Below are 26,539 nucleotides of genomic sequence, written 5' to 3' on the forward strand. Positions count from 1 at the left end.
ATGCGTATTCTCATCGATTTACAAGCCTGTCAATCTACCGGTAGCCGCCATCGGGGTATTGGCCGTTATTCACTCGCCCTGGCCAAAGCCATGGCAGCCAATGCCGGACAGCATGAAATCTGGATGACGCTGAGCGGTTTGTTCCCCGAGACGATCGCTCCCCTGCGTGCAACATTTGCAGACCTGATACCGCAAGACCGCATCATCACCTGGCGTACACCTGGCCCCGTGGCCGAACTGGTTCCTGACAATTACTGGCGCAGCCGCACAGCCGAACTGGTCAGGGAGCAGGCATTTGCGGCATTGCGTCCCGATTTTGTCCACACCACCAGCCTGTTTGAAGGGTCTGGCGATGATGCGGTGGCCAGTGTTGGCCTGTCATCCGAGCATTTGCCTACTGCCGTCACTCTGTATGACCTGATACCGCTGGTGTATGAAAAACAGTATCTGTGTCAGCCCGACCAGCGTGCCTGGTATTACCGCAAACTGGCCAGCCTGAAGCGGGCTGATCTGCTATTGGCGATTTCCGATTTTTCGCGCCAGGAGGGTATTAATTTATTGCAGTTGCCGCCTGAACGCGTTGTCAGTATTTCGTCTGCCGTTGACGCACATTTCCAGCCACGTACCTGTAGTGATGACGCCATACTGGCACTGCGTCAACGCTACGGACTCAAGCGCAGTTTTGTGATGTACACAGGGGGCATTGATATACGCAAGAATATCGATGGTCTGATCACGGCGTATGCGGGTTTGCCACCGGCGTTAAGGCAACAGCACCAGCTCGCCATCGTTTGCAGCGTGCAACACGTCGACCGTCAACGCATCGCGGCACTGGCGCTGCAACTGGGCCTGGCCGAAGATGAGATCGTGCTCACAGGCTTTGTACCTGATGCTGATTTACCCTTGCTGTATCAAGACTGTAAATTATTTGTCTTTCCGTCCTGGCATGAAGGTTTTGGCCTGCCCGCCCTGGAAGCGATGTCCTGTGGCGCACCGGTCATTGCCGCCAATACCAGCAGTCTGCCTGAAGTGCTGGGATATGCAGACGCCTTGTTCAATCCCAGGGATACCCAGGCGATTACCGCCAAGATGGTACAGGCGCTGGAAGACACGGCATTTGCCGATTTTCTGCGTCAACACGGTTTGAAGCAAGCAAGGAATTTCTCATGGGATGCGTCGGCAAAAAAAGCCCTGCGGGCTTTTGAAGACAGTCCTGCAGTACAACTGCAAAAAGCCAAAACCAGTGTCAGTGTCAATGTTAATCCTGCCAAAACAAAACCCAAACTGGCCTATCTGTCGCCTTTGCCGCCGCTGGCTTCAGGCATCGCCAATTACAGCGCCGATTTGCTACCTGAACTCGCTGACTATTACGATATCACCCTCATCGTCGGTCAGGATGAAATTGATGCTGCCTGGCTGAGCGCCAATTTTGCGATACGTGACAGTCAATGGTTTATTGAGCATGCCGCCCGTTTTGACCGTATTCTCTATCACTTTGGTAATTCACCCGCGCATGCGTATATGTATCCACTGCACGCCAGTCATCCGGGTGTGGTGGTATTGCATGATTATTTTCTCGGTGATTCACAGGCGCATCTCGATTTAAGCGGCACCATGCCAGGCCTATGGGCGGCGAATATGTATCAGTCGCATGGCTATCCAGCCTTGCTGGAACGTCGTGACAGCACCGACCATGTCAGCCTGGTTCGCAAATATCCATGCAGTAAGCATATCGCTGACAAGGCCGAAGGGGTGATCGTGCATTCTGCCTGCGCCAGAGATCTGCATGAATTGTGGAATCCCGAAAACCCGGCCTGCACATGGACACAAGTGCCCTTGTTGCGCCGCATCCCTGGGCAGCTCGACAGGCAGGCAGCACGCGCAGCATTGGGGCTGACTCACCATGATTTTCTGCTGTGTACCTTCGGCATGCTGGGGGCGACCAAGCTCAATGATGTTTTGCTGCAAACCTGGCTGGACTCTGCGCTTGCCAACGACCAGCGCTGTCATCTGGTCTTTGTGGGCAAAAATGACGAAAGCGATTATGGAGCAGAACTGGAAAAACTGATTACTGACAGTCCATCTGGTGATCGCATACGCATCACCGGTTTTACCGATGCCGCCTTGTTCAGTCGTTACCTGCAGGCCGCAGATGGTGCCGTGCAATTGCGTGCCTTTTCACGCGGTGAGACTTCGGCAGCCGTGCTGGAATGCATGGCCTATGGTTTGCCCGTCATCGTCAATAAAAACGGTTCGATGGCCGAATTGCCTGAAGACGCGGTCTTTGCTTTACCAGACAGTTTCAATCCGGCAGAATTATTACAAGCCATAGTACAACTGCGTGACGATGCGCAAGGCAGGGCTGCTATTGCCCGCAAAGCGCGTGCGCTGATACTGCAACAGCATGCCCCGGCTTACGCCGCCAGGCATTATTTTGACGCGATTGAAAATTTCTTTGCAAACGAGCCATCAGCTGGCTTGCACCGTACCCTGGATGCCATATCCAATATCCGGCCAGTGCCGCCAGAGCACGCGGCAGACTGGCAAGAACTGGCACGCAGCCTGACGATGAATTCTGCGCGTGTGGGCAAGCCAGTGGTCTTGCTCGACCTTAGCCTGTGGTGTCAGGCGCAGGTCGAAGTCCAAGTGCCACCATATCTGAAAACCTTGCTGGAACAAATGCTGGTGGCTAAAAGCGGGGTGCGCATAGAACCTGTATGGCGTTCTGAACATGACCTGCATTACGCCAGGGCTTGGACCTGTGAATTTTTGGGATTCTCCAGGCTGCCATTAACAGACGATATTGTGCAGATTCACGCCGGCGATATATATCTGTCTTTATCGGCGGGTAAAGATTTGCAACAGCTTCCCAGTCAATTACAGTCCATGCTGGATGAGTCGGGCATTATTTGCACCAGCATTTGCCTGGAAAAATTTGCAAATGAACCAGAAAATAACGTCATAGAAGCAGTTTTGGCAGAATTTATGCAGGTAATCGGATAAGAAACCAACAAAATACCGACAAATACCCATGTTATGCTGTAGGTCTGGTTTTACCGTCATTTGAAATGCCTGTATTTGGAATGCAGGCATTCGTCGCAGAAAGAGATTATTTTGAGCACTTTAAGACAAGAATTCATACAGTTTTCAGTAGAGGCCGGTGTTATCCGCTTTGGTGAATTTGTTACCAAGGCAGGTCGTACTTCTCCTTATTTTTTCAACGCTGGTCTGTTTAATGACGGCGCCAATCTGGGGCGTATTGCCGATTTTTATGCCCAGACCCTGCTCGATTCGGGCATAGAATTTGACATGCTGTTTGGCCCCGCCTACAAGGGCATTACCCTGGCATCCGCGACGGCGGTGGCGCTTGCCCGCAAAGGCAGGAATGTGCCTTTCGCCTACAACCGCAAGGAAGCCAAGGACCATGGAGAAGGTGGCAGCATTGTTGGCGCCAAACTGGAGGGCAAAGTAGTGATCATCGATGATGTGATTTCGGCAGGTACATCGGTGCGCGAATCGGTAGAAATCATACGTCATTCCGGTGCTACGCCTTGCGCCGTGCTGATCGCACTGGACCGCATGGAACGTTCGGGCAAGGATGACGCTTTGTCGGCGCATTCGGCCGCACAAGAAGTTGCCAAAGCTTATGACATGCCCGTTGCAGCGATCGCCAATTTAAATGATTTATTTGATTATTTGTCTACGGTTGATGCCAACGCACAGTTGTCGCAATACAAAGATGCCGTTGCAAATTATCGTCAACGTTACGGTTCTGCTGAATAATAAGCAATAATTGAATTGGGATAAAGCCGCTTTTATGCGCTGTAAGCCTTGAATGCCGGAAGTAAATTGATTACGGCGCACTAGCCATCCTGTTCTGAATAGCAAAATATCATTACTTACAAGCACTTGCATTAATTTTCCGCAGTGCGGCGAACACTCATTGTATACTGTGCAACTGTGGATAAATTGTGACCGCTGTCACAGATGCAATGTAAAGAGCGGTCCATTATCTGGTTAGAAAAGAATTTTGAATGTTCGCAATAGCGAAGAGGTTTTCTTGAATGAGTAAAAAAGCGTTAATCACTGGTATTACTGGTCAGGACGGAGCCTATCTGGCTCAGTTGTTGCTGGAAAAAGGTTATACCGTATTCGGTACCTACAGGCGTACCAGTTCGGTCAATTTTTGGCGCATAGAAGAATTGGGTATTGCCCAACATCCCGCGCTGAATCTGGTCGAATATGATCTGACTGATTTGTCAGCCAGTATACGCCTGCTGCAAACGACGGGTGTGACGGAAGTATATAATCTGGCAGCGCAGAGTTTTGTGGGTGTATCGTTTGAGCAGCCACTGACAACCACTGAAATTACTGGTATTGGCGCCTTGAATTTGCTGGAGGCGATACGCATCGTCAACACAGAAATTCGCTTTTACCAGGCCTCAACATCGGAAATGTTCGGCAAGGTGCAGGCCGTGCCGCAAATTGAATCCACACCGTTTTATCCACGCAGCCCCTACGGCGTTGCCAAACTTTACGCCCACTGGATGACGATCAATTATCGTGAATCCTATGGCATTTTTGGATGTAGCGGCATCTTGTTTAATCATGAATCCCCACTGCGTGGCCGTGAATTCGTGACACGTAAAATTACGGATTCGGTTGCCAAGATCAAGCTCGGCAAACTCGACGTGCTGGAACTGGGCAATATGGACGCCAAGCGTGACTGGGGCTTTGCCAAGGAATATGTAGAAGGCATGTGGCGCATGCTGCAAGCTGACAAACCCGACACTTTCGTACTGGCTACCAACCGTACTGAAACCGTACGTGATTTTGTCACCATGGCCTTCAAGGCGGCTGATATCAAATTGGTCTGGTCAGGTGAAGGCGAAAATGAAATAGCTTCCTGCGCCAAGTCAGGCAAATTGCTGGTGCGCGTCAATCCGAAATTCTATCGCCCTGCCGAAGTTGAATTGCTGATTGGTGATCCTGAAAAAGCGAAAAAGGTATTGGGTTGGGAGCCAAAAACGACTCTGGAAGAGTTATGCCAGATGATGGTGGAAGCAGATTTGCGCCGCAACGAGAATGGCGCATCGTTCTGAAATGTCGGCCATTCCACGTGCCCTGATTACAGGAATTAAAGGCTTTACCGGACGGTATCTCGCGCAAGAACTGGCTGCTGCCGGTTACCGGGTTTTTGGAACCACACACGGTGCCGAGACCCCGGGCACAGATAACCATGCGGTCGATCTGTGTGATAAAGCCGCCCTGCGGCAAGTCGTTGAAGATGTGCAGCCTGACGTGGTAGCTCACTTGGCTGCCATTTCTTTTGTCGCTCATGGCGATGCAGAAGAGATCTATCGCGTCAATATTATAGGAACGCGCAATTTGCTCGAAGCGCTGGCTGGCCTCAATAAAAAACCGTGTGCCGTGCTGGTGGCAAGCAGTGCCAATATTTATGGCAATACCAGGATGGAAGTCATTGCCGAGACTGAGCCAGCCATGCCGGCCAATGATTATGCTGTCAGCAAACTAGCGGTTGAGCATGTGGCAAGATTGTGGATGGATAAACTGCCATTGATCGTCACCAGACCCTTTAACTACACAGGTGTCGGGCAGTCGGAAAATTTCCTGCTGCCAAAAATCATCAGCCATTATCGGCGTCAGGCAACGGATATTGAATTGGGTAACCTGGATGTTGCCAGGGATTTCTCCGATGTGCGCACGGTTGCCAAATCTTATTTACGCTTATTGCAACTGGCACCGGCAGGCGAGATTTTTAATATCTGTTCCGGTAATGCCTACAGTTTGCGTACCGTGTTGAAAATGGCCGGTGAGCTGGCAGGTTACGATATCAATGTGCGGGTGAATCCCGCATTTGTGCGTGCCAATGAAGTGCATAAACTGGTAGGTGATCCCAAACGCTTGCAAAACTGCATAGGTGAGTTGCCACAGATTCCCTTGCATGACACTTTGGCCTGGATGCTGCAACACAAGGACGCGGCATGAACGTCGTACTCTCCATAGAAGCGATACACCCACCGCTGGCAGGAATAGGCCGCTATGCATGGGAGCTGGCAACACGCCTGCCTGCACATGCTGACATTGATTCTGTACGTTATCTGTCTGATGGCTTCTGGCGTGAATTGCCGCGCATCGACCAGCCTGCCGCTGTGACCCTTGCCGCAGAAAATGCAGCTGCACCAGCGCTGGTGATTATTCCTGAAGCACCCAAGCTCAATTACAAGGGACGCATGCGTCAGCGGCTTGGTCGCCTGCAAATCGTCGCCCGCCTGTATGGCAAATTATTACCTCTTATTGCCGGCCATCAGTTAAACACAGTGCGCGATGGCATTTTTCACGGCCCCAACTATTTCGTGCCAAAGACACGTCTGCCTAGTCTGGTAACGGTGCATGATCTGTCGATTTACCGTTATCCACAATGGCATCCCAAGGCCAGGATAGACCGCATGCGGGTAGCGATACCTGAAGCCGTCGAGCGTGCCAGCCTGGTGCTGACGGACTCTTTGGCTACCCGTCTGGAAGTGATACAGGAATTTAGTTTGCAGCAAGAGCAGGTACTTGCCGTCCCGCTGGGCGTGGATGAAGTTTTTCATCCCTATTCCGCAGAAGATACCGCACCGATATTGCATGAATTCGGCTTGCGCCCAAATGAATATAGTTTTTTTGTCTCCACCATAGAACCACGCAAAAATCTGACGAATTTGCTGGCCGCCTACCGTTCGTTGCCGGTTCCCGTGCGTGAACGCTGGCCGCTGGTATTGGTAGGAGGCGAGGGTTGGCAAAGTGAAGCGATACATGATGACATCGTGCAGGCGCAGCGGGAAGGCTGGTTGAAATACCTGGGCTTCGTCGATCAGCAATTGCTGCCGGTTCTGTATGCCGGCTGCCGCTTGTTTACCTATCCATCGTGGTATGAAGGCTTTGGCCTGCCCATCGCCGAAGCCATGGCGAGTGGGGTGCCGGTGCTGACTTCCAACTGTTCTTCCATGCCCGAAGTGGCTGGTGGCGCCGCGATGCTGGTTGATCCGGCGGATGTGACATCCATCCGTGATGGCTTGCGTCAGGCGCTGGAAGATGAAGAATGGCGCAATGTAGCCATTGCACGTGGCTTGCAGCGCGCTGCTGAACTGACCTGGGATGCTTGCGTGCGTAATACCGTGGCAGCCTATCAAATGGTCAAAGCCAGGTAAGGGTGGTCAAGTGAAAATCCTGCACTTCTATCGCACTTATTACCCCGATACCTTTGGTGGTGTCGAGCAGGTCATACGCCAGATGGCAGTGGGGACGACACGTCTGGGTGTAGAAAATGAAGTGCTGACCCTTACCCGCGACCAAGATCGTCCGGTGATTGAATTTGAAGGGCACAAGGTTTATCGTGCGCATTTGAATTTCGAAATCGCCTCCACCGGTTTTTCCTGGTCGGCCCTGTCGCGCTTTGTCGAACTGGCAAAAACTGCCGATGTCGTGCATTACCATTTTCCCTGGCCTTTCATGGATATCGCCCACTTTTTGGGGCGCATCAAAAAACCATCGGTGGTTACTTACCATTCCGACATTGTCCGGCAAAAATTTTTGCTGAAATTGTATGCGCCGGTAAAGCACCAGTTTTTGCGTGATGTTGACCGTATCGTCGCTACTTCACCCAATTATCTGGCCACCAGTCCGACGCTGGAATTATACAAAGACAAGACTGAAGTGATTACTTACGGTCTGGATAAAAGCATTTATCCCGTACCTTCCCTTGATTTGCTGGCGCACTGGCGCCAGAAAGTGGGTGAGAATTTTTTCCTGTTCGTCGGCATGCTGCGCTATTACAAGGGCTTGCATATCCTGCTGGAAGCCGCGGCGGGTACCAATATCCCCATCGTTATCGTTGGTGACGGGCCGGAAGAAATAGAATTGAAACGCCAGGCCGAAACCTTGCAACTCAAGAACGTACATTTCCTTGGTGCCTTGCCAGAGCCGGACAAGGTAGCTTTGCTGAGCCTGTGTTTTGCATTGGCTTTCCCTTCCCACTTGCGCTCCGAGGCTTTTGGTATTTCCCTGCTGGAAGGCGCCATGTTTGGCAAGCCCATGATCTCCAGCGAAATTGGCACGGGTACTACCTATATCAACGTCGCCGGCCAGACCGGCCTGGTCGTGCCGCCCAGCGACCCTGTCGCATTCAGACAGGCGATGGAGTATTTGCTTGCACATCCGCAAGAGGCAGCGCAGATGGGCAAAAATGCCCAGCAGCGCTATCTGGATTTATTCACTGCTGACAAGATGGCGAGCAATTATGCCCGCCTCTACCAGCAGGTCATTGATGAGCGTCGTCACAAGTAACATCGGTTGACGCAGCCTTGCTCTGCCCCTGGCCTGCCGTCAATTTCCTGATCTCAAATTCACCGCGTAGCCAGTTACTGCCGATAAATTCAGTCTTGTCCACATTGATGACATCAAACACCAACAGGTTATCTGACCACTCGTAGTTTTCTTCCAGATGCGTCTTTGCCTTGGTCAGTGCTGTGGTGACGGAATAAGAACCCGGCCCTAAAGGGCATTCAAAGGGCAGCACAAATTCCAGCATGTCGCCCTGACGCAGGTCATTTTGCACCTGGTTGGAATACCAGGTATTGCTACCCCAGATGACACTGCCCTGTTTGTCGCGCAACATCAGGCCCAGTACCATTTCAGGTATGTCAGCACGCAATTGCACTTCAGCCACCAGTTTGACCTTTTGCCCTACGTGTGCTGCTGCCAGTTCCTGATTACTGTCCTGATCACGCAGGCTGAGTTTGCTGACAGTTGCCATGCCGGTGCCTGAGCGTGTTTGTAGCCAGCCCTGTTCATTACGGTTTTGCTCGACGGAGAAATTCTCGTTTTCCTTGCGGGCGATCATGGCATTGTAAAAATCCACAACCTCATCAGCGGCACCTTGCTTGAGTACACAACCCTTGTCGATCAGAATCACATGGTCACACAGGCTGCGTACATCGCCCATGCCGTGGGTGACCAGGATGATGGAAGTGCCCTGTTCCTTGAACTGGCGTATGCGGTCAAAGCTGCGATGCTGGAAGTAGCTGTCACCAACCGACAGGATTTCATCAACAATCAACACGTCAGGGCGTACTGCTGTTGCCACGGCAAAAGCCAGGCGTGCCTGCATGCCGCTCGAATATACGCGCAAAGGCTGGTCAAAAAAGCTGCCGATTTCGGCAAAGCTTTCTATGCCCGGCATCAGTGCATCCAGCTGTTCACCGCTCAAACCCATCAGGCCGCCCGCCATGTAGGCATTTTGCCTGCCAGAAAATTCGGGATTAAAGCCCAGGCCCAATTCCAGCATGGCACTGATGCGGCCACTGACAGCGATGTGACCGGTAGTAGGGCGTACTGTACCGGTGATCATTTTCAGCAGCGTACTTTTGCCAGCACCATTCTGGCCGATGATGGCAACTGCCTGACCTGCGGGCACGTTAAAGCTGATGTCGCGGTTGGCCCAATATTCATAGGCTGGCTTGACTGGCAGACCCGCCCAATACATGAGGCGCGACAGCAGGCCACTGAATTTTGAATAGCATTTTCCGACACCGGTAACACTCAATACAATTTGACTCATAATGCATCCACCAGATCTGCGCTGGCACGGCGGAAAATCCAGAAAGAAAATATAAACATGCCTGATGAAATCAGCGCAGGAACCAGCAAATCTGCCATGCCCGGCATGGCACCATATAACAGGGCGTTCTGATAGATTTTTACCAGCGCTGTCATCGGGTTCAGGTTCAGTACGGCGATAAAGCGCTTCGGCATATTGGTCATCAGATAGACAACAGGGGTGAACCAGAACCACAGTTGCAGAACGATGCCCATGACCTGGCCAACGTCACGTGAAAATACGTTCAGTAAGCCAAGTATGATGCCCAGGCCAAAGGCAAACAAGACTATCAGCAGCATGCCTACTGGAAGGACCAGCCATGCCATTGTCGGTAAATGACCGAAGAATAAAAAGACCACCGCAATCGCTGCCAGCAACAACAAATGGTTGATGAGCGCGCTGCCGCCAACGATCAAGGGTAAGCACAGCCTCGGAAAGGCGATCTTTTTCAGGGTATTTGAATAATCAATAAAGACCGTGGTACAGCGGGTCATGATTTCCGCAAACAAGCCCCAGGCAGCCATCCCTGCCATCAGATAAATCGCATAGGCGGCCTTGTTATCAATATCTGGTATCTTCGTGACCAGCACTTCGGACAAGACGACGGCAAAGATGGTTGCCTGTGCCAGTGGATTCAGAATCATCCACAATGCACCAAGTTTGCTGCGCGCGAAGCGCCCTGAAAACTCAGCCTTGATGGATGACAAAATAAAGTGGCGATAGTGCCACAGTGAGATTAATACAGCTTTCAAACCATTGCTTTCTTCAGCAGGACCTAGCCCGCGACGCGACCATAAATATCGTCAAAACGGACGATGTCGTCTTCACCCAGATAAGCGCCAGATTGAACTTCTATCAGTTCAAGATCAATCTCGCCCGGATTTTCCAGCCTGTGTTTGACACCCAGCGGGATATAGGTCGACTGGTTGGCCACCAGTGTCATGACATCATCGCCACGAGTGACCAGGGCAGTGCCACTGACTACGATCCAGTGCTCAGCACGGTGGTTATGCATTTGCATGGACAGACGACCACCCGGTTTGACGACAATGCGTTTGACCTGGAAATGTTCGCCGCTGTCGACAGAATCATAATGACCCCAGGGGCGATATACCTTACGATGATTATCGGTCTGCGGATAATTTTCATCTTTCAAACGGGTGACAACGCGTTTGATATTTTGTGTATTGGCTTTATTGGTGACCAGCACTGCGTCTGGTGTTTCCACTACGATCACGTCTTCCAGACCCAGGCAGGCAACCAGACGGCTGTCAGAAATCACCAGGCAATTGCGCGAATCTTCCATCAAGACATCGCCATGCACGGAGTTGCCTTGAGCATCCTTGTCTGACACTTGCCATACTGCATCCCAGGCACCAACATCTGACCAGCCTGCATCAAAGGGGACGACATAACCGGAAATATTGAGCGCAGTATCCTTGGCCAGTTTTTCCATCACGGCATAATCGATGGAATCGGCAGGGCAAGCCAGGAAAGCTTCTTTGTCGACGCGTACAAAATCACAATCTACCGTTGCCTGCTGCATTGATTGCTGACACGCCGCATACATGTCCGGTTGAAGATGCTGTATGGCCTTGAGCCAGGTACTGGCGCGCATCATGAAAATGCCGCTATTCCACAGGTGGCGGCCGCCATCCAGGTATTGCTGGGCAACTTCGACTACCGGTTTTTCCACAAAGGCTTGCAAATCACGTACGGTTGACCCTGCAATTGCATCGCCAATCTGTATGTAGCCGTAGCCGGTTTCTGGCCGGTCCGGGATAATCCCGAAAGTGACCATTGCACCGTCGATGGCTTTTGGCAAACCGTTTTGTATGGCCTGATGAAACCCCTGCTTGTCATTGATCACATGGTCTGCTGGCATTACCAGCAATACGGCATCGCTGTCACTGGCAACGGCAGACAGGGCGGCCAGCGTCAGTGCCGGGGCAGTATTACGCCCTGCTGGTTCCAGTAACAAGGTGCAGTCGCTGAAGCCAGCTGTACGTAATTGTTCAGCAGTGATAAAACGGTATTCTTCATTGCAGACCACGATCATTCTTTTTGCCACTGCCAGTGCGCCAGAAAAATCACTGACGCGCGTTGCCGTGGCTTGCAACATGGTTTCTTCGCCTATCAGTGCCAGCAATTGTTTGGGATGCTTTTCGCGCGATAGCGGCCATAACCGGGTTCCGGAACCCCCGGAAAGAATGACGGGCTGTAATAACATGGATAACTTTCTGGTTTTCTTTGCTGTTTGGCAAATAATTATAAAATATAAATTTTTTACAAAGCGGCGCAAGCACCCGGGTCATCTACGCAGCAATATCAAGCTGGCTATGTGCGGAAACCCTGAATGCGCTAAACTCGCGAAATCTAACGAAAATGTTAATGGCTGAACCCCAGTCGGGCAAACACAGCAGGTCTGGTTTGCACAGTGTCTGAAAATTCCTGGCTATACGTCAGCAAGCGGGCGATTATAAATTGGTCGCAGTTTACATCATCATTTATACTTCATCCCCTTTTCGCGGCCTAAAAACTGATAAATTGCCGCCAATTATGAATAAAGCTCCCGAATTATATGGCGATACCGAACAAATCCGATTCTGAAGCACAGCAACTGGCAGACAGGGCCAGTTTGATACTGAAGCAAAGGCGTAACCTTATCCCCTTGAAAAATGTGGCAGAAAACTTGCCTGTGGATCAGATAAATGCAACCGAAGCAACATTGAAATCTCTACACATGCCTGAAAACCAAATCGTTCCCCCTCCGCAAGCCAAGCCAAGCCTGCGCCAACGAATTCGCATGATACCCGGCCTGGGTTATGCCATGGCATGGTGTAACGCCCTGTTACGATTGCCGCGCACACGCTTACAAACTGAGCAGGCGTTGACGAATTTGCAAAAACAAATAGATGGTTTGCAACATCAATTGCATATGCAAAATGACAGGATTGCGCAATTTGAAATACATAAACTGATCACGCGCATGGATCAATATGATGCACTGGACATCGGCAACCGCTTGATGCAGTTCGACCGGATGCAAATTGCGCGTCAGTTGAAATCTGTCAATCTGATGTTGCGTACCAGCCTGCAAAATGAAAAAACTGCTGGTGAGCCAGGCAAACTTGTCGTGGCAGGCACAAATGATGCAAATGATGTACCTGTGATTGAAGCCAGGGTCAAAGTGCAGCCCGCTGCGCTTACCGGTGATTTTGATCAGGATCAGTTTTATCTTGAATTTGAAGCCTTGTTCCGCGGGTCACGCGAAGATATCAAGCAGCGCCTGCAAGTTTACCTGCCTTATCTCTCACACATCACAGCGCAATCCAAAGACCAGCGAAAAATGGTCATCGATGTTGGTTGTGGCCGCGGTGAATGGCTGGAATTGCTGGATGAAAATGATATCCCGGCCATGGGTGTGGACATGAATGCTTCCATGGTCAATGCCTGTCTGGAAAAAGGTTTCCTGGTGCGTCATGCTGATGCCATTGCCTACCTGCGTGAGCAGCCGCAGGGTAGTGTCGGTGCCGTCACGGGCTTTCAGATTATCGAACATCTGCCGTTTGAGCAACTGATTGCGCTGTTCGATGCTGCGCGTCATGCACTATGCCCTGGTGGCGTTATCATCTTTGAAACCCCCAACCCTGAAAACCTGAAAGTAGGCGCCTGTAATTTCTATTTTGATCCTACGCATTTACACCCGATTGTTCCGCAGGTGGCAGAATTCATGGCGCGTCAGCGCGGGTTCTCGCATGCTGAAATCTTGCGCCTGCACCCTTATCCCGATGACCATCTTCTGCATGGTGGCACGCCGGTAGAAGTGCTGATCAACAAGGAATTATTCGGTGCCCAGGATTATGCTGTCATAGGTCGTAAATAAGATGCAGATACATCAATTCAGTCCGTCTTGCGGGAAAGGCGATGGTGTCAGCAATGGCATGTTTTTTACCCGTAGTCTGTTGCGCGAAATGGGTTTTATATCCGACATTTATTGTGACCTGGTGCAGGATGAGGTACGTGATGAAGTGAAGCCATTGAGCGAACTGGATCTATCCAGTGATGACTTGCTGTTTGTCCATCATAGCCTGGGTTATGAAAATTGCGCATGGCTGAAACAGGTCAGGGCACGCAAGGTGCTGGTGTATCACAATATTACGCCACCACAGTTTTTGCCTGACAATGGCCTGCCGGAACTGAGTTTGCTGGGGCGTGAACAGCTACAGCAATGGATGCCAGATTTTCTGGCAGCAATTGGCGATTCCGATTTGAACAGTGCAGAATTACGCGCCGCGCATTATCGTGATGTTGCTACTATTCCCCTGCTGGTAGATGTCGAGCGCTGGCATCAACGTGGCTTGCGATCTGATAACCCTGAATTGCTGACACGTCTGGCTGGTGCGCACAATATCCTGTTCGTTGGCCGTTTATGCGAACATAAACATCAACTGGATCTGGTAGAGATGTTCCAGGAGTTGCGTCATTTCAGCAAACAACCGGTGCGGCTGATACTGGCTGGTGGCGTTACCAGCATGCCGTATGAACAATTGGTCAGGCAACGCATTCAGGAATTGAATCTGGATGGTCAGATTCTAGTGACAGGCAAGATTTCTGATGCCGATCTGGTGACGCTCTACCGCAATGCTGACGTCTATGTCAGCCTGAGCGAGCATGAAGGTTTTGGCATGCCATTGATAGAGGCGATGCTGCATGACGTGCCCGTGATGGCAAGAGCAACAGATGGTGTAGTAGCCAGCATGGGAGAGGGTGGTATCGTACTCGATGCACATATCAGCCCGGGCGAGTGTGCTGCCCATGTGCATATGCTGTTGACTGAGCCGGGTTTGCGCCGTCACGTTATACAAAAGCAGCGGCAGAATATCCAGCGCTTTTCACGTCAGCATATCCAGTCTGCATTGCAGGCTTTTTTGCAAAAAATGGATGTGCAAATTCCGCATGCGGTATCAGGTTCTTCGCTTGCATCAAATGCGATGCCGTTATGGCAGATGGAAGGCCCTTTTGATTCCAGTTACAGCCTGGCGATCGTTAACCGTGAACTGGCGCGCGCGACTGCAAGACAGCAAGACAAGAATTTCGCGCTGGGTTTGCGCAGCCGTGAAGGTCATGGCGATTTTGAACCATCCAGCGCATTTCTTGATGCGAACCCTGACATCGCTGCATTGCAGTCTGCCAGCAAGAATGCGCAGGGTATGCCAGATGTGGTGCTGCGCAATTGCTATCCTCCCAGTCTGGATGACATGCCAGCGCGGGTCAAACTCGTGCACTCTTATGGCTGGGAAGAAACGGGTTTTCCGGCAAAGTTTGTGGATGAATTTAACCGCAAGCTCGATTTGATTACTGTCGTATCACGCTTCGTCGGCAAGACCTTGCGCGACAACGGTGTGCGTGTGCCCATTGCCGCTGTCGGCAATGGGGTAGACCATCTCTTGCATGCAGAGCCTGAAGCGATTCCGCAGGACTTGTTGAAAACCCTGAAAAGCTATCGCTTCCTGCATGTGTCTTCATGCTTCCCGCGCAAGGGTGCAGATGCCTTGCTGGCGGCTTATGGCCGAGCTTTTCGCGCCGGCGATGATATCAGTCTGGTTATCAAGACTTTCCCCAATCCGCACAATGATGTCAGCGAACAAGTGGACAAGCTGCGAGCAGCAGATGCCCATTTCCCGCATGTCATCATTATCATGGATGACTATACGCAAGCGCAGATGCGCGGCTTGTACGATAGTTGCCATGCAGTTGTGGCGCCAAGCCGCGGCGAAGGTTTTGGTTTGCCGGTGGCTGAAGCCATGCTCTTGAAATTGCCAGTGATTACCACGGCATGGAGCGGGCAAATGGATTTCAGCGATGACAGCAGGGTCTGGCTGTGTGACTATCATTATGCAAAATCCGAATCACATTTCAGCGCCACGCATTCAGCCTGGGTCAACCCTAATGTTGATCACCTGACTGCCCTGATGAAACAGGTGTACGGCAGTTCACCCGAGGACATTGCTCAACGTACCAGTGCAGCGTATCAGTATATTTCGCAAAACTATGCCTGGTCTGATGTTGCCAGCCGTACCCGGCAAGCTATCGCTGCGCTTGAACAGCAAGCCATGTTGCGCAAAGAGCCGCGCATAGGCTGGATCAGCAGTTGGAATGCGCGCTGTGGCATCGCATCGTATTCATCGTTTCTGACGAATGAAATTCCGCAAGACAGGCTGGTATTTTTGAGTAGCCATATTCCAGAAAGAACTGCACGCGACGCCGCCAATGTGGTTCGCTGCTGGGATGCGAATATGGAAGAGACACTCGATGATGCCTATCTTGCCATCATTGAGCAAAAGCTTGAGGCTGTGGTCATTCAATATAATTTCGGTTTCTTTTCGCTTGCTGCCATGGCAAGGCTGATTACGCGTCTGAAAGAAAAACATATAGCGACATATGTATTTTTTCATTCCACGGCGGACGTGCAGCGTGAAAATGGACTGGTGTCGCTGGCATCAATTGCCACCGAGTTGAAACTGGCAGAACGTCTGTTTGTGCATGGCATTGATGATTTGAACCGGCTCAAGGATTTTGGTCTGACGGACAATCTTTTGTTTTTTCCTCAGGGCCTGATGCCCACGCAAACTTATTCTGCGACTACTGTCAATGCCCGGCATCTGGCAGGAAAAACGGTGATTGCATCTTACGGTTTCCTGTTGCCGCACAAAGGCATACAAGTGCTGATCAGGGCGTTTGCCAAACTGACTGCCAGCGCAAAACATTATCATCTGTTGCTGGTGAATTCGCTCTATCCCGTTCATTTATCCCATCAGGAAATGCTGGATTGTCGTCAGTTGATTGCCGATTTCCAGTTGGAAGATCAGGTCAGCTTTTTGTCGGATTATCTGAGTGATGAAGAAAGCCAGGCATGGTTGCAACATGCTGACCTGATTGTCTACCCGTATCAGCAGACGCAGGAGTCGTCCAGTGCTGCCGTGCGCATGGGGCTGGCATCAGGCCGTCCGGTAGCAGTAACGCCATTGTCTATCTTTAACGATGTGAAAGATGCCGTGCATGTATTACCAGGCACAGAGCCAGACGAAATGGCAGTTGGTATCGCCGCCATTTTGAATGACCAGCCAGCATTGCGTGAAAAAGCGCAACAGGCACATGCCTGGACTGCCACCAGGCAATGGCCAGCACTGTCAAACCGACTGATTAATATTATTGATGGCGTTGCCAATTCACTGGATCTGGATATTGGACGTATTTGATTTCATCTGCGTAAAATGAATTTTGCTACGTTTTGACTGGCGTTATTTACAGACCGCAATGATCAGCAGGTCTTGCGCGCAATAACTGGATCAGTGCGGCAGTATGTTTTTGCCGCGCCCAGTCTTGCAGGTGATGATCGGTATCAAAGAACCAGTTTGCCGGATACATGAAATCTTGCGGACGCCCCAGGTATTCTATGCCCAGTGCGCTCATGCGCTGTGGCAAGTTTTTGTAAAACAACTGGTCTTCCAGATCTATATCGTATTTGGCGTGATGCAGCAAAACGGTTGGTACGGCAATGATGCAGATATGATTGCTCTTTGCCCATTGTGCATAGGTTGCCAATAACTGCCAGCCGCCAGTTTCTGTCGCTGCCCGATGTCCATAGTCCCACGGTTTTGTCGCAGCCACTGCGGCGATATCGCCAGCCGTGCGGTCTGTGGCGCTGGTGTGGGTTTGGTCACCCCTGGCATCGAGGTGATGCGCGCCATACGTGCCGCTGGTGACCGGGCCATCGGGTAAATGGCGCAAGCCATTCAGCAAACGGTCAGCACCCAGGCCAGCGGCAAATTGTAATTGCTGTAAGCGACTGAGACTGCGCCAGTAGTCCAGGTCACGTGCCATGACATAATCAATGATCTGCGAGTTGGCTTTCCCTTCATCAAGGTAGAGCGCGTATTCCATAGGCATTAGTATGGTATCGCCAGGTCGTGCGACGTGACGTGATACATTCAGAATATAAGGCAGGCCCAGGCCGGCATTGACACTGAGATTGACAACAGGGCGTTGCCAGAAATTTTCCAGCATGCCTGAGTCAATACCGAACATGGCATTTGAACCAGCGACCACCAGTACACGTGGGCCATTGGCCTGCCGGGCTGCGTGAATTTTGTTCTGATAGGCATCATAGACCCAGCGCGAACTGGCGGTGGGCGAGCCGAGTTGCTGCTTTAAGGCAATGATCCAAGTTGCAGACAATAGCAGGAACATGGCTATTGCACTGATCCAGAATCTTTTCATTTGCGTCATTTGCCTATCCCCCTTAGAAATTAAAGTAGAGGAATTCGGTGGCTGGCCTGACCGCCATCCATTTCAGCGCAAACCAGAAGCAGAGGCCACTTAACAGACCCAGAGGTATTTGCCATTTGATGGTGATGCGGGTATTGGGAGCTGGGTCATACGATAGCAATTGCACTGAATTAGGCAGCGCCCAGACGATGAGCAGGCCGATGCCTATCCATACCCAGGCTACATCGCCGGAAGCACCCAACAAGCCTTCCAATAGCTGCATGGGGCTGTGCCAGGGTATGGCGGGCAAGCTGCCACCCGACAGGGGGTAAAGCAGTGCGGTGTACATATTGCTGGCACTGCTGATGTCTGGTGCACGAAACAGTACCCAGGCAAAGGCCACCAGCAGGAAAGTCATTGCGATCATGAAAAAATCGGGCAGGGTATTCCAGGCTTTGCTTAAAGCGACTCGGCCTTGCAGCAGGTGATGCCAGAAATGATTAATCAGCAGCAGGGCCCCATGCACTGCTCCCCACAGAAAAAAATTCCATCCCGCGCCATGCCATACACCGGCCAGCAACATCGTCAACCATAGATTACGGTAACGTCTGACTGCGCCATGACGGTTGCCGCCAAGCGGGATGTACAGGTAGTCTCGCAAAAAACTGGACAAGCTCATATGCCAGCGCCGCCAGAAATCGATGATGGATGTTGCCTTGTATGGTGAGAAGAAATTCACTGGCAGCTTGAAACCGAACATCAGCGCCAGGCCAACGGCCATATCCGAATACGCAGAAAAATCGAAATACAATTGCAGGCTGTAAGCCAGCATGGCTTGCCAGGCGGCTTCACCACCGGGCATGGTTTGCCTGGCCAGTTCAAATACCGGACTGGCATAATGGGCGAAGCTGTCTGCCAGGATGGTTTTCTTGAACAGCCCCAGCGCCAGGAAAGAAAAACCGGCTACCAGGCTTTCTGGTTGCGTAAACAGGGGGTTATTTTGTGCATCCGTTTGTGCAATCAGGGGTTTGTGATGAACGATGGGCCCGGCAATCAGTTGCGGGAAGAAAGAAACAAAAAACAGATACTCAAGTGCATCATGCTTTGCTACGTGCCCGCGCCGGCAATCAACCAGATAGGCAATTTTCTGGAAGGTGACGAAGGAAATTGCCAACGGTAAAACGATAGGGTCTATCGGTGGCGCCGCATGAAAAACCGCAAACAAATTTGCCAGCAAGAAGTAAGTGTATTTAAAGCCACCCAGTACCAGCAGATTGAAACAGATGCCAGCCTTGAGCCAGTGACCGGCTTTGGCGTCCTGCCCTGCTGCGCGTGCCCGCAAGATGCGGCCACCCAGCCAGAAGTTGATGGTGATGGAGGTCAGCAGTACGAATAAATAGCGGACATCCCAGACTGCATAGAACACCAGTGAAGCAAGTGCCAGCCAGGTCAGGGCAATGCGTATGCCTGCTTTCTGTTTAAGTATCTGCCATATGAGGAGGGTGATGGGCAGGAATGCAAACAGAAACCCAAAAGAATTAAAGAGCATGGCGGCTTAGCGTATAACGTTTTGCACGTTGAGCAAAATCAAACGCCTGCACCTAAAGCGAGTTTTTCCAGTTCATCTGGCTTTCTGATGATCAGTCTGTGCAGGTCTTTTTCAACAATGCCTTGTTGTGCCAGATGTAGCAAGGCGCGTGTGACAGTTTCGCGGCTGGTGTTGATCATCATGGCGATGTCCTGATGGGTCGGCAGATTTTCTATGACTTCCAGATTGCCAGGCATGATTTTCTTGAACAGGGCGATGAAGGCGTAGATACGACGGGAGGTATTGCTGATACTCAATAAGGCACGGAATTCTGAGTCACGCTGAATTTTTTCTGCCAGATGGCGCAACATCATGTTGGCCATCGCCGGTGAATGCGAAAATAAATGCAGTGCCGTTGCGCTGGGCAAGAAGCCGACCAGCACATTGCTTAATGCAACCACAGATGCCGATCTGGCAGTGCCATTGATGATGGCGATTTCACCAAAAAAATCGCCTTCTTTCAGCATGCGCAAGCCGATTGCGCGACCATCTTCAGTGACATCCACTACCTGCAATTGTCCTGAAAGCAAGAACAGCAGGCTGTCACCAATGCCACCTTTTTGCAATACCACATCACGTTTATTGAAATGACGCACGCGCATGTCGGCTTTGACTTTACCCATGTCTTCATCATTGAGGCCGGTGAGCAGCGGGATATTGCGCAGATTGATGGTGATTTGATTAACTTTTACCTGGACCTTGGTCTGAATTGGAATTTTTATTTGCAATTGTCCAGGCAAGACCGTGGCCAAGTCTGCGCTTGGGGTCTTGTTATTGATAACAGCGACTTCATTATTTGATACTGTCATTCATTAATCCAATTATTACGACGGGCGGTATGTCAGGCGATCACCAAAGCTTGCTTTGTGTAAATTGATAGGTCTTAGATGGTGACAGTCACCAAGAATATCAAATTATGGGCAAAGCAGTCTGTTTCACTCACATCTTCGCTGACTTGCGCCCATTTTTAGCAATATGCACTTATTTTTGATAGATATTTTTTCTGATGTATTGTTGAAATGATCGTAAATCAATAAATTGCCGTCTAAAAGTTTTGCCACTGCCAGCTTAGTTGCAGAGATTTGCCATTGTATTGAAGGATGGAGATATTTTCCCTGTTATTTGTCGCTCTGAATTCCAGTTGCAGCGTTTGCTTATCTGTCATTGCCCAGTTCAGGGCGGCCTTGAACATCTGCGTATCTTGCCGCCTTGCCACATCAATCAGCGTTGGCGAATAGATGTCGGCGCTTTGCCACAGTTGCTGGCTCCAGCCCAGTTCCAGTTCATGACGTTGAAATAATTGCCTGCGCAGATTCAGGTTCGCGTAATACCCTTGACGGTGCCCCCCCTGTCTGTCTGAATGCGCGCGGTCTGCCAGGTAAGCAATGCTGCCTTGTAGCAGGAACTTTTCTGCTTCATAGGAAAGCATGCCGCGTAATTCCCAAGTGTGCGCATCAAAATTGGATAAGGTAGGGTATTGCACATTGGTGAACCCGGCTGCGGTGCTGAAACGCCAGGGGCTGTCCGCTTTTGCTGGTGGTGTCAGACGCAATTGAACAATTTCCTGCTTTTGATAAAGTTGGCCACCCAATGTCAGGGCACTTAACAAGCCAGTACTCCTAAATCCATAGTCACGCCAGTTCCAGGCTTGTTCTACCCCAGCGGCCGCTGCCATGGTATTGAATGCCGTCAGGGTGTCATAAGCGCGCACACGCAGTTGTGCAAAGCCAACTAGGCCCTTGTTTGAAAGTTCACGTGAACCATTTGCAGTGAGCGTAGCATAGCGATCTGCCTTGGGCTGATATTCAGGTAGCAGACGCAATTCGAGTTGCTCTGTCCCGCTACCCAGGATGAAATCGGGATTACTTGCTCCTTGATTGACGTTGGTGTCATAGCCGACATCAAAGGATATGGCTATTCGCGTTTCAGGTGCGCGTGGAAGACATTTTTTAGACTGCAATAGATCCAGTTCATGTACCTGGTCTTCAGATAGTTGAAAACTTGCCTTCATGTCGTGGAAGATGCGGTCAGCTTCTACCTTGTTGCCTAATTCGCAATGTAGCATTGCCAGGTCCATCAAGGCACCGCCGTGCTGCGGCAATTTTCCTATCAATTTGTTGAGCAGTACTTTTGCGTCGTCATGACGTTTTTCACTGATCGCCTTTAAGGCTTCAATGTACAGATTTTCATTGTCGGTATTCTCGTCTGCGCGCGCAACGGCGCTTCCCATCAGGCAGACGAGTAAGAAGATGACAAATTTTTGAGTGCGCTTGACAACACCACTCATCTAGAAACCTCCACCGTATAGATCGTGGTAGGTTTTTCTTTGCCTTTCAGCAGGCGTTCACCCAGCAGTTGAAATGCATGTCTGTTTGATCCATCGACAGTACCTTTTCCGATAATGATATCGTGAGGGAAGTGGCGGGCGGCATCCTCCAGACGCGATGCCGTATTGACACTGTCGCCGACTGCTGTGTATATGCTGCGGAATGAACTGCCAAAATCACCTGCAATGGCGATGCCGCTCTCTATGCCGATTCGGACTCTAATCTTCTTTCTCCCCTGTTGCTCATATTGAGCGCTTAATTTTCTGACGTTTCTGACGATTTCTATTGCCGCATCAACTGCCAGGTCTGCGTGATTTTCTACCGGCAAGGGCGCACCCCAAAAAGCGACCAGGCCATCACCAGTGTATTTATCCAGCGTGCCACCTTTTTCCAATACCGGTGCGGTCAGGCATTCGAGGAACTCGCGCGTTAAATTTGCTGCCTCTTCCATAGGCAGGTTTTCTACCTGACTGGTATAGCCTTCCATATCTGCAATCAGGGTAGTGACATGAAGTTGCCGTGGTGCTAATGGATCTTTCAAATCACTTCGTAATAATTCTTGTACCACTGCCTTGGCAACATATTGCTGCAAAGTGCCAAGCAATCTGCGTGATTTGCGTTGTGCCGTTTGCCAGCCAAAAGGAACTGCAACTGCCAGCAAAAAAAAGTTGGCGATCAAGGGGCTGACAGGTGAAAACCACATATCGTGTTCAACTGAAAAATAGGCTACCACCACCCAGATCCCTGAAGCGATACCCAGCATCAGCGTATTGTACAAGGCAGAAAAACGCGGAAACATATATAGCGCAATGCCCGCCGTTAGCATTGTAAACAATAAGGCTATCCATTTGCCTGGCCATTTTACATACTGACGGCCTTCGTGTTCGTCCAGCAATGTGGTCAGTGCTTCGGCGTGTACCACAAACCCGTTGGTAGATGGATTGAGTGGTGTTGCAACGCGGTCTGCCAGACTTAATGAGGATGAGCCAATAATTACAAATTTACCGCGTAGTGATTCTAGCGGCGTCGTATCTTGCAAAACACTATAGGCAGGCACTACTTCATATGCGGACAAGCTGCGGCTGAATTCAACTCGCGAAAATCCATTTTCATCGACATCTGAAAAACGGCTGTTCAGTGCAAACAGTTTATCTGGCCGGATTTTTGAGCAGCATTCGAGTAAAGCACGCGACAGACCTGGGTATATTTTGTTTTCAAAGCGGGTGAGAACAGGAATCCGGCGTAAAGTTCCATCTCTGTCAGGAACAAAGCCTATATTGCCTATGAAGCGCGCGTTACTCAAGCCTGCGTGATTTGCGATATATCCGGTGGCCATTGCTGCATTACTGCCAAGACGGGTAGCATCAGGCGATATGGTTTTGCCACCGGCCAATTTACCGCTACGCAAGGGCAACAGCCTGCTCTTGTCAAAATCAAATGCCTGCGCCAGTACGATAGGCCCATGCGTCGCCAGCATGGCAAGTCGCTGATCGCCAATAGTATCTTTTTGTTCGTCAAAAAAAATGTCCAGCGCGACCCCGCGGACGCCAAATTCAACAATGAGTTTTTCTATCAAGTCAGCTATCCGAGCGCGTGGCCACGGCACAGGCCCCAGTGCGGCTATGCTATGTTCATCAATATCAATCAGCGCCAGACGCTCTTCCGGGATTTCTGTCGCGCGTAGTTGAACGAAGTGATCGCGCAACCATTCATCACCAGGAAACAGGCGCTGGTTTTCCGGTAGCCACTGGTTGACTGCGCACAGGCTGACAGGCAATGTGGCAATAAGTACCCACAAGTAGGCTTTTGCAGAAAACCGCAAAAAAATCTGAAGTGCCTGCCTCATGGTGGCGTAAAAACGTCCGTTGAATTATTCACTGTGCAAAGAGGCAAAATATAATAATGTTGTACTGATCGTAATAAATTCGGCTGCATGATAAGCCGAAATGGTTAAATCGTGTTAAATGGCGCACATCTTTTTGTGCAAAGCCACGAATCTATATGGAATGCCATTTTAAAAAAGCCGCAAGGATAAGTAATAAGGGAAAGCCTTCTCTCCCCTGTAAATAAAGCGATATCGACAATAGACTTGATGCTTTTTTATAATAATCCTTCTGGTTTCAATGGCTTAGCAAAAAAATGCTATAGTAAAGCAAATCGTAAATTGTGACGACCGTCACAATATTATTTGCATTTCAGTGGATAATAACAAAAATAAGAACTGAAATATCGCCAGCACAATGGATGTCTGGTGAAAAAGAACTTTGCCAGAATAATAGGCAAGTAAGGAATAAATATGAAAAGCAGAATAGATAATGCGATGCAACAATTAGCTAAATGGATGCTGGCTTTCGTGCTGGCCATCCCTGCTATGGCATTTGCTGAAGATGCTGCAAAAATAACGGCTATCTGGGGTAAGGTAGAAATCAATGGTAAGGCGGCAAAACTGGATAGTTTTGTGCAAGAAGGAATCAGCATAAAAACTGGTGCAGATGGCTATATCTATCTGAAAACTGTTGATGATGGCCTTTTGATCGTTCGCCCAAATAGCGAAGCACGTATCGTTAGTTACCACGTTGATAAAAAAGATCCCGCAAATACGCAAATCAAATTGGAACTGATATCTGGCGTTGCCCGCAGTGTTTCTGGTAATGCCGTGAAACTTGCACGCCAGAATTTCCGTTTCAACACTCCTGTGGCTGCGATTGGTGTGCGCGGTACAGATTTCACTGTTTTCACCACTCAGGACACAACCAGGGTTATCGTCGTTGAGGGAGGGGTTGTTGTCAGCGGTTTTAGTGGCGCCTGTTCACCCCAGGGTGCAGGTCCATGCGAAGGTCTGGCTGCAACTGAGTTGTTTGCACGTCAACAAGGCTTATTGCTGCAAATTAATAAAGGGCAAGGCAAACCGCAATTGTTGCAAGCGGCCCCAGGTCTTGCTCCCGATGCTGTCGCTCCACCGCGCTCGGATGAACCAGGCAGTAAAACCTTAACGGGCGGTTCTGCTGCCTTGGTAGCCCCGGCAGTGATTGATCCAAATCTTGATCCCACCAAAGTGGGCGGGGTTAAAAAAACCGTTGCGACTGGTAATTCACCCAATAACGGTAATGGCACCGGAACTGGAAATAGTAACAATGGCGCTATTCTGGCTAACACCATTATCTGGGGACGCTGGGTAGATGTGATGGGGAAAAACGCCGAATTTGATGTGCAGAAAGCAGCTCAGGATGGCGCAACCTATGCCGGCGGGAACAGTCGTTATCAGGTGCTGGTGACGAAAGGGGCTGAGTGGCAAGTGCCGACTACAGGCAGTATGGGCTTTGCTTTGAAGGACAGTCAGGCTGTGCTTGTCGATCAAAAAGGTCTGGAAATCGCGGCTAAGCTTGAAAATGCCAAATTGCAATTGGATTTTGCGAAAGCCAGCTTTACAACAGGCTTTGATCTGGTCAGCGGCAATGAGCGTTTTGCCTTGCAGGCTCAGGGAGCCGTCTACAGTAATGGTATTTTATTTGGCGGCGATCAGAATACAGCGCCAAACAATATGGCTGTGAACGGCGTCGTTACCGCAGAAAAGGGTGGTACGGCGGCTTATGTCTTTTCCTCAAGGCTCGATAATATTGGCAGTCGTTATGCCTATGGCGTTACCTATTGGGGTAAGAAATAGTGTGAGTAATGAAAATACTCTTTAATTAGAGTGATGGAAAAAAGCTTCCGTTCTGTTTGAATGGAAGCTTTTTATTTTCAGACTGCTGGTATTTCAAGTCTGCAAATAAGTACCTCTCTTACTATCTCGATGCAATGTTGCAGTCCACCTTTACTTTATTTAAGTGGTTTCATGCTATCGCTGGTGGAGATGCCAATTGAGACGGCATTGATTTAGGCTTGGTTTTATTGGTATTTTGTGAGCAAACGTAACTAGATACTTGATCAATTCATACTTAAATGTGTGCTGCTTGTTCAAATAGTAATGCAGATTTAGTAGCAGGCCGCTAACTTAGCTTATCTTCCCAAATCTAATTTTTTTTGACGTCTGCGGTGAACAGGGTTTTGCATTTTGCCCTCGTGCAACATGACGCAAACCTCCTTTTACATAGTGATAAATGATTTTCTCATTTCCTGTCACGTAATATTCATTTGGGTTTACTGCTAAGCAAGCTTTATAATAATAGGTTGGCAAAGTCACATCTGGACTTTCCATTTGAAAGCTGTTTCTGCAGAACAAATGGAAAATCCGGGAAAGATGGGCGCCAAATGTTGGGATGCTTGCTTTTTTTCGAGAATGTGATTTGCGTCACATCCTTGATAGGGTGCATCTGCGAATATCTGCTTGCCGTAACGCGAGTAGGTGCCTTAAAAGCAAGCTTCGCACTTTTTAAATCATAAATCAGGAGTTCTAAATGGCTAATTCAGCTAGTGATATCCAAAAGCTTTACATCGCATATTTCAACCGTCCAGCTGACCCACTGGGTTTGGCCTATTGGGTAGCAAGCAATTCGTCTTTAAAAGACATCGCCCAAAGTTTCTCAGTGCAACCAGAATACACAGCCACTTATGGTAATCTGACAACAGCACAAACCGTCAACACCATCTACAAAAACCTGTTCGGCCACGAAGCTGATCCAGCAGGTCTGACCTACTGGGCAGGCCAAATCACTGGCGGCGCCGTCTCCGTTGGTGTTGCAGCCCTGTCCA

18 protein-coding genes are annotated in these 26,539 nt (G+C 50.0%); 10 read left to right on the plus strand and 8 right to left on the minus strand.

The window, feature by feature from the left end; genetic code table 11:
* From ACO0LH_RS25340 to ACO0LH_RS25365, 6 genes are all read left to right on the plus strand, one after another.
* Nucleotides 1-3,003, plus strand: coding sequence for a glycosyltransferase (locus ACO0LH_RS25340; RefSeq protein WP_422943926.1), 3,003 nt, complete (start codon nucleotides 1-3; stop codon nucleotides 3,001-3,003).
* A gap of 111 nt (nucleotides 3,004-3,114) precedes the next feature.
* Nucleotides 3,115-3,783 (plus strand): orotate phosphoribosyltransferase, encoded by a 669-nt coding sequence (pyrE, locus tag ACO0LH_RS25345; RefSeq protein WP_422943927.1) that lies wholly within the window; start codon nucleotides 3,115-3,117, stop codon nucleotides 3,781-3,783.
* 281 nt (nucleotides 3,784-4,064) lie between these two features.
* Nucleotides 4,065-5,102, plus strand: a complete 1,038-nt coding sequence (gene gmd, locus ACO0LH_RS25350; RefSeq protein WP_422943928.1) for a GDP-mannose 4,6-dehydratase — start codon at nucleotides 4,065-4,067, stop codon at nucleotides 5,100-5,102.
* Nucleotides 5,086-6,009 carry a GDP-mannose 4,6-dehydratase gene (locus ACO0LH_RS25355; protein WP_422943929.1) on the plus strand — a complete coding sequence of 308 codons (924 nt, stop codon included), beginning with the start codon at nucleotides 5,086-5,088 and terminating at the stop codon, nucleotides 6,007-6,009. Before gmd ends, ACO0LH_RS25355 begins: the two co-directional genes overlap by 17 nt.
* On the plus strand, nucleotides 6,006-7,214 hold the full coding sequence (locus ACO0LH_RS25360; RefSeq protein ID WP_422943930.1) for a glycosyltransferase family 4 protein: 1,209 nt from the start codon (nucleotides 6,006-6,008) through the stop codon (nucleotides 7,212-7,214). The genes ACO0LH_RS25355 and ACO0LH_RS25360 overlap by 4 nt, the downstream gene beginning before the upstream one ends.
* A gap of 10 nt (nucleotides 7,215-7,224) precedes the next feature.
* Nucleotides 7,225-8,349 (plus strand): glycosyltransferase family 4 protein, encoded by a 1,125-nt coding sequence (locus ACO0LH_RS25365; RefSeq protein ID WP_422943931.1) that lies wholly within the window; start codon nucleotides 7,225-7,227, stop codon nucleotides 8,347-8,349.
* On the opposite strand, the gene ACO0LH_RS25370 is transcribed toward ACO0LH_RS25365, so the two are convergent.
* From ACO0LH_RS25370 to ACO0LH_RS25380, 3 genes are read right to left on the minus strand one after another with little or no spacing between them, the layout of a single operon-like run.
* A complete protein-coding gene (locus ACO0LH_RS25370) occupies nucleotides 8,324-9,622 on the minus strand; it encodes an ABC transporter ATP-binding protein (RefSeq protein ID WP_422943932.1) in 1,299 nt (432 codons plus the stop codon). The two genes, ACO0LH_RS25365 and ACO0LH_RS25370, sit on opposite strands and share 26 nt — an antisense overlap.
* A complete protein-coding gene (locus ACO0LH_RS25375) occupies nucleotides 9,619-10,413 on the minus strand; it encodes an ABC transporter permease (RefSeq protein ID WP_422943933.1) in 795 nt (264 codons plus the stop codon). The genes ACO0LH_RS25370 and ACO0LH_RS25375 overlap by 4 nt, the downstream gene beginning before the upstream one ends.
* A 23-nt stretch (nucleotides 10,414-10,436) precedes the next feature.
* Nucleotides 10,437-11,891 carry a mannose-1-phosphate guanylyltransferase/mannose-6-phosphate isomerase gene (locus tag ACO0LH_RS25380; RefSeq protein ID WP_422943934.1) on the minus strand — a complete coding sequence of 485 codons (1,455 nt, stop codon included), beginning with the start codon at nucleotides 11,889-11,891 and terminating at the stop codon, nucleotides 10,437-10,439.
* Nucleotides 11,892-12,242: 351 nt separating this feature from the next.
* Here ACO0LH_RS25380 and ACO0LH_RS25385 point away from each other — a divergent pair, with 351 nt between their 5' ends.
* Nucleotides 12,243-13,547 carry a class I SAM-dependent methyltransferase gene (locus ACO0LH_RS25385; RefSeq protein WP_422943935.1) on the plus strand — a complete coding sequence of 435 codons (1,305 nt, stop codon included), beginning with the start codon at nucleotides 12,243-12,245 and terminating at the stop codon, nucleotides 13,545-13,547.
* A gap of 1 nt (nucleotide 13,548) precedes the next feature.
* Nucleotides 13,549-16,923 (plus strand): glycosyltransferase family 4 protein, encoded by a 3,375-nt coding sequence (locus tag ACO0LH_RS25390; RefSeq protein ID WP_422943936.1) that lies wholly within the window; start codon nucleotides 13,549-13,551, stop codon nucleotides 16,921-16,923.
* A gap of 46 nt (nucleotides 16,924-16,969) precedes the next feature.
* On the opposite strand, the gene ACO0LH_RS25395 is transcribed toward ACO0LH_RS25390, so the two are convergent.
* The 5 genes from ACO0LH_RS25395 to ACO0LH_RS25415 form a co-directional block, all read right to left on the minus strand.
* On the minus strand, nucleotides 16,970-17,953 hold the full coding sequence (locus tag ACO0LH_RS25395; RefSeq protein WP_422943937.1) for a hypothetical protein: 984 nt from the start codon (nucleotides 17,951-17,953) through the stop codon (nucleotides 16,970-16,972).
* Between the two features lie 13 nt (nucleotides 17,954-17,966).
* Nucleotides 17,967-19,481, minus strand: a complete 1,515-nt coding sequence (locus tag ACO0LH_RS25400) for an MBOAT family O-acyltransferase (protein ID WP_422943938.1) — start codon at nucleotides 19,479-19,481, stop codon at nucleotides 17,967-17,969.
* Nucleotides 19,482-19,519: 38 nt separating this feature from the next.
* Nucleotides 19,520-20,329, minus strand: coding sequence for a Crp/Fnr family transcriptional regulator (locus ACO0LH_RS25405; RefSeq protein WP_422943939.1), 810 nt, complete (start codon nucleotides 20,327-20,329; stop codon nucleotides 19,520-19,522).
* Nucleotides 20,330-20,565: 236 nt separating this feature from the next.
* Nucleotides 20,566-21,807, minus strand: coding sequence for a tetratricopeptide repeat protein (locus ACO0LH_RS25410; RefSeq protein WP_422943940.1), 1,242 nt, complete (start codon nucleotides 21,805-21,807; stop codon nucleotides 20,566-20,568).
* Nucleotides 21,804-23,693: a CHASE2 domain-containing protein gene (locus tag ACO0LH_RS25415; RefSeq protein ID WP_422943941.1), complete on the minus strand. Its 1,890-nt coding sequence runs from the start codon at nucleotides 23,691-23,693 to the stop codon at nucleotides 21,804-21,806. Before ACO0LH_RS25415 ends, ACO0LH_RS25410 begins: the two co-directional genes overlap by 4 nt.
* Nucleotides 23,694-24,143: 450 nt before the next feature.
* Between ACO0LH_RS25415 and ACO0LH_RS25420 the strand changes: the two genes are divergently transcribed.
* Both ACO0LH_RS25420 and ACO0LH_RS25425 read left to right on the plus strand, forming a co-directional pair.
* Nucleotides 24,144-25,511, plus strand: coding sequence for a FecR family protein (locus tag ACO0LH_RS25420; protein ID WP_422943942.1), 1,368 nt, complete (start codon nucleotides 24,144-24,146; stop codon nucleotides 25,509-25,511).
* A 733-nt stretch (nucleotides 25,512-26,244) separates the two neighbouring features.
* Nucleotides 26,245-26,539, plus strand: a 295-nt coding sequence (locus ACO0LH_RS25425) for a DUF4214 domain-containing protein (RefSeq protein ID WP_422943943.1), incomplete at its 3' end; no start/stop codon positions are given.

It is taken from the genome of Undibacterium sp. TJN19 (assembly GCF_049339485.1).
Lineage (GTDB): Bacteria > Pseudomonadota > Gammaproteobacteria > Burkholderiales > Burkholderiaceae_D > Undibacterium.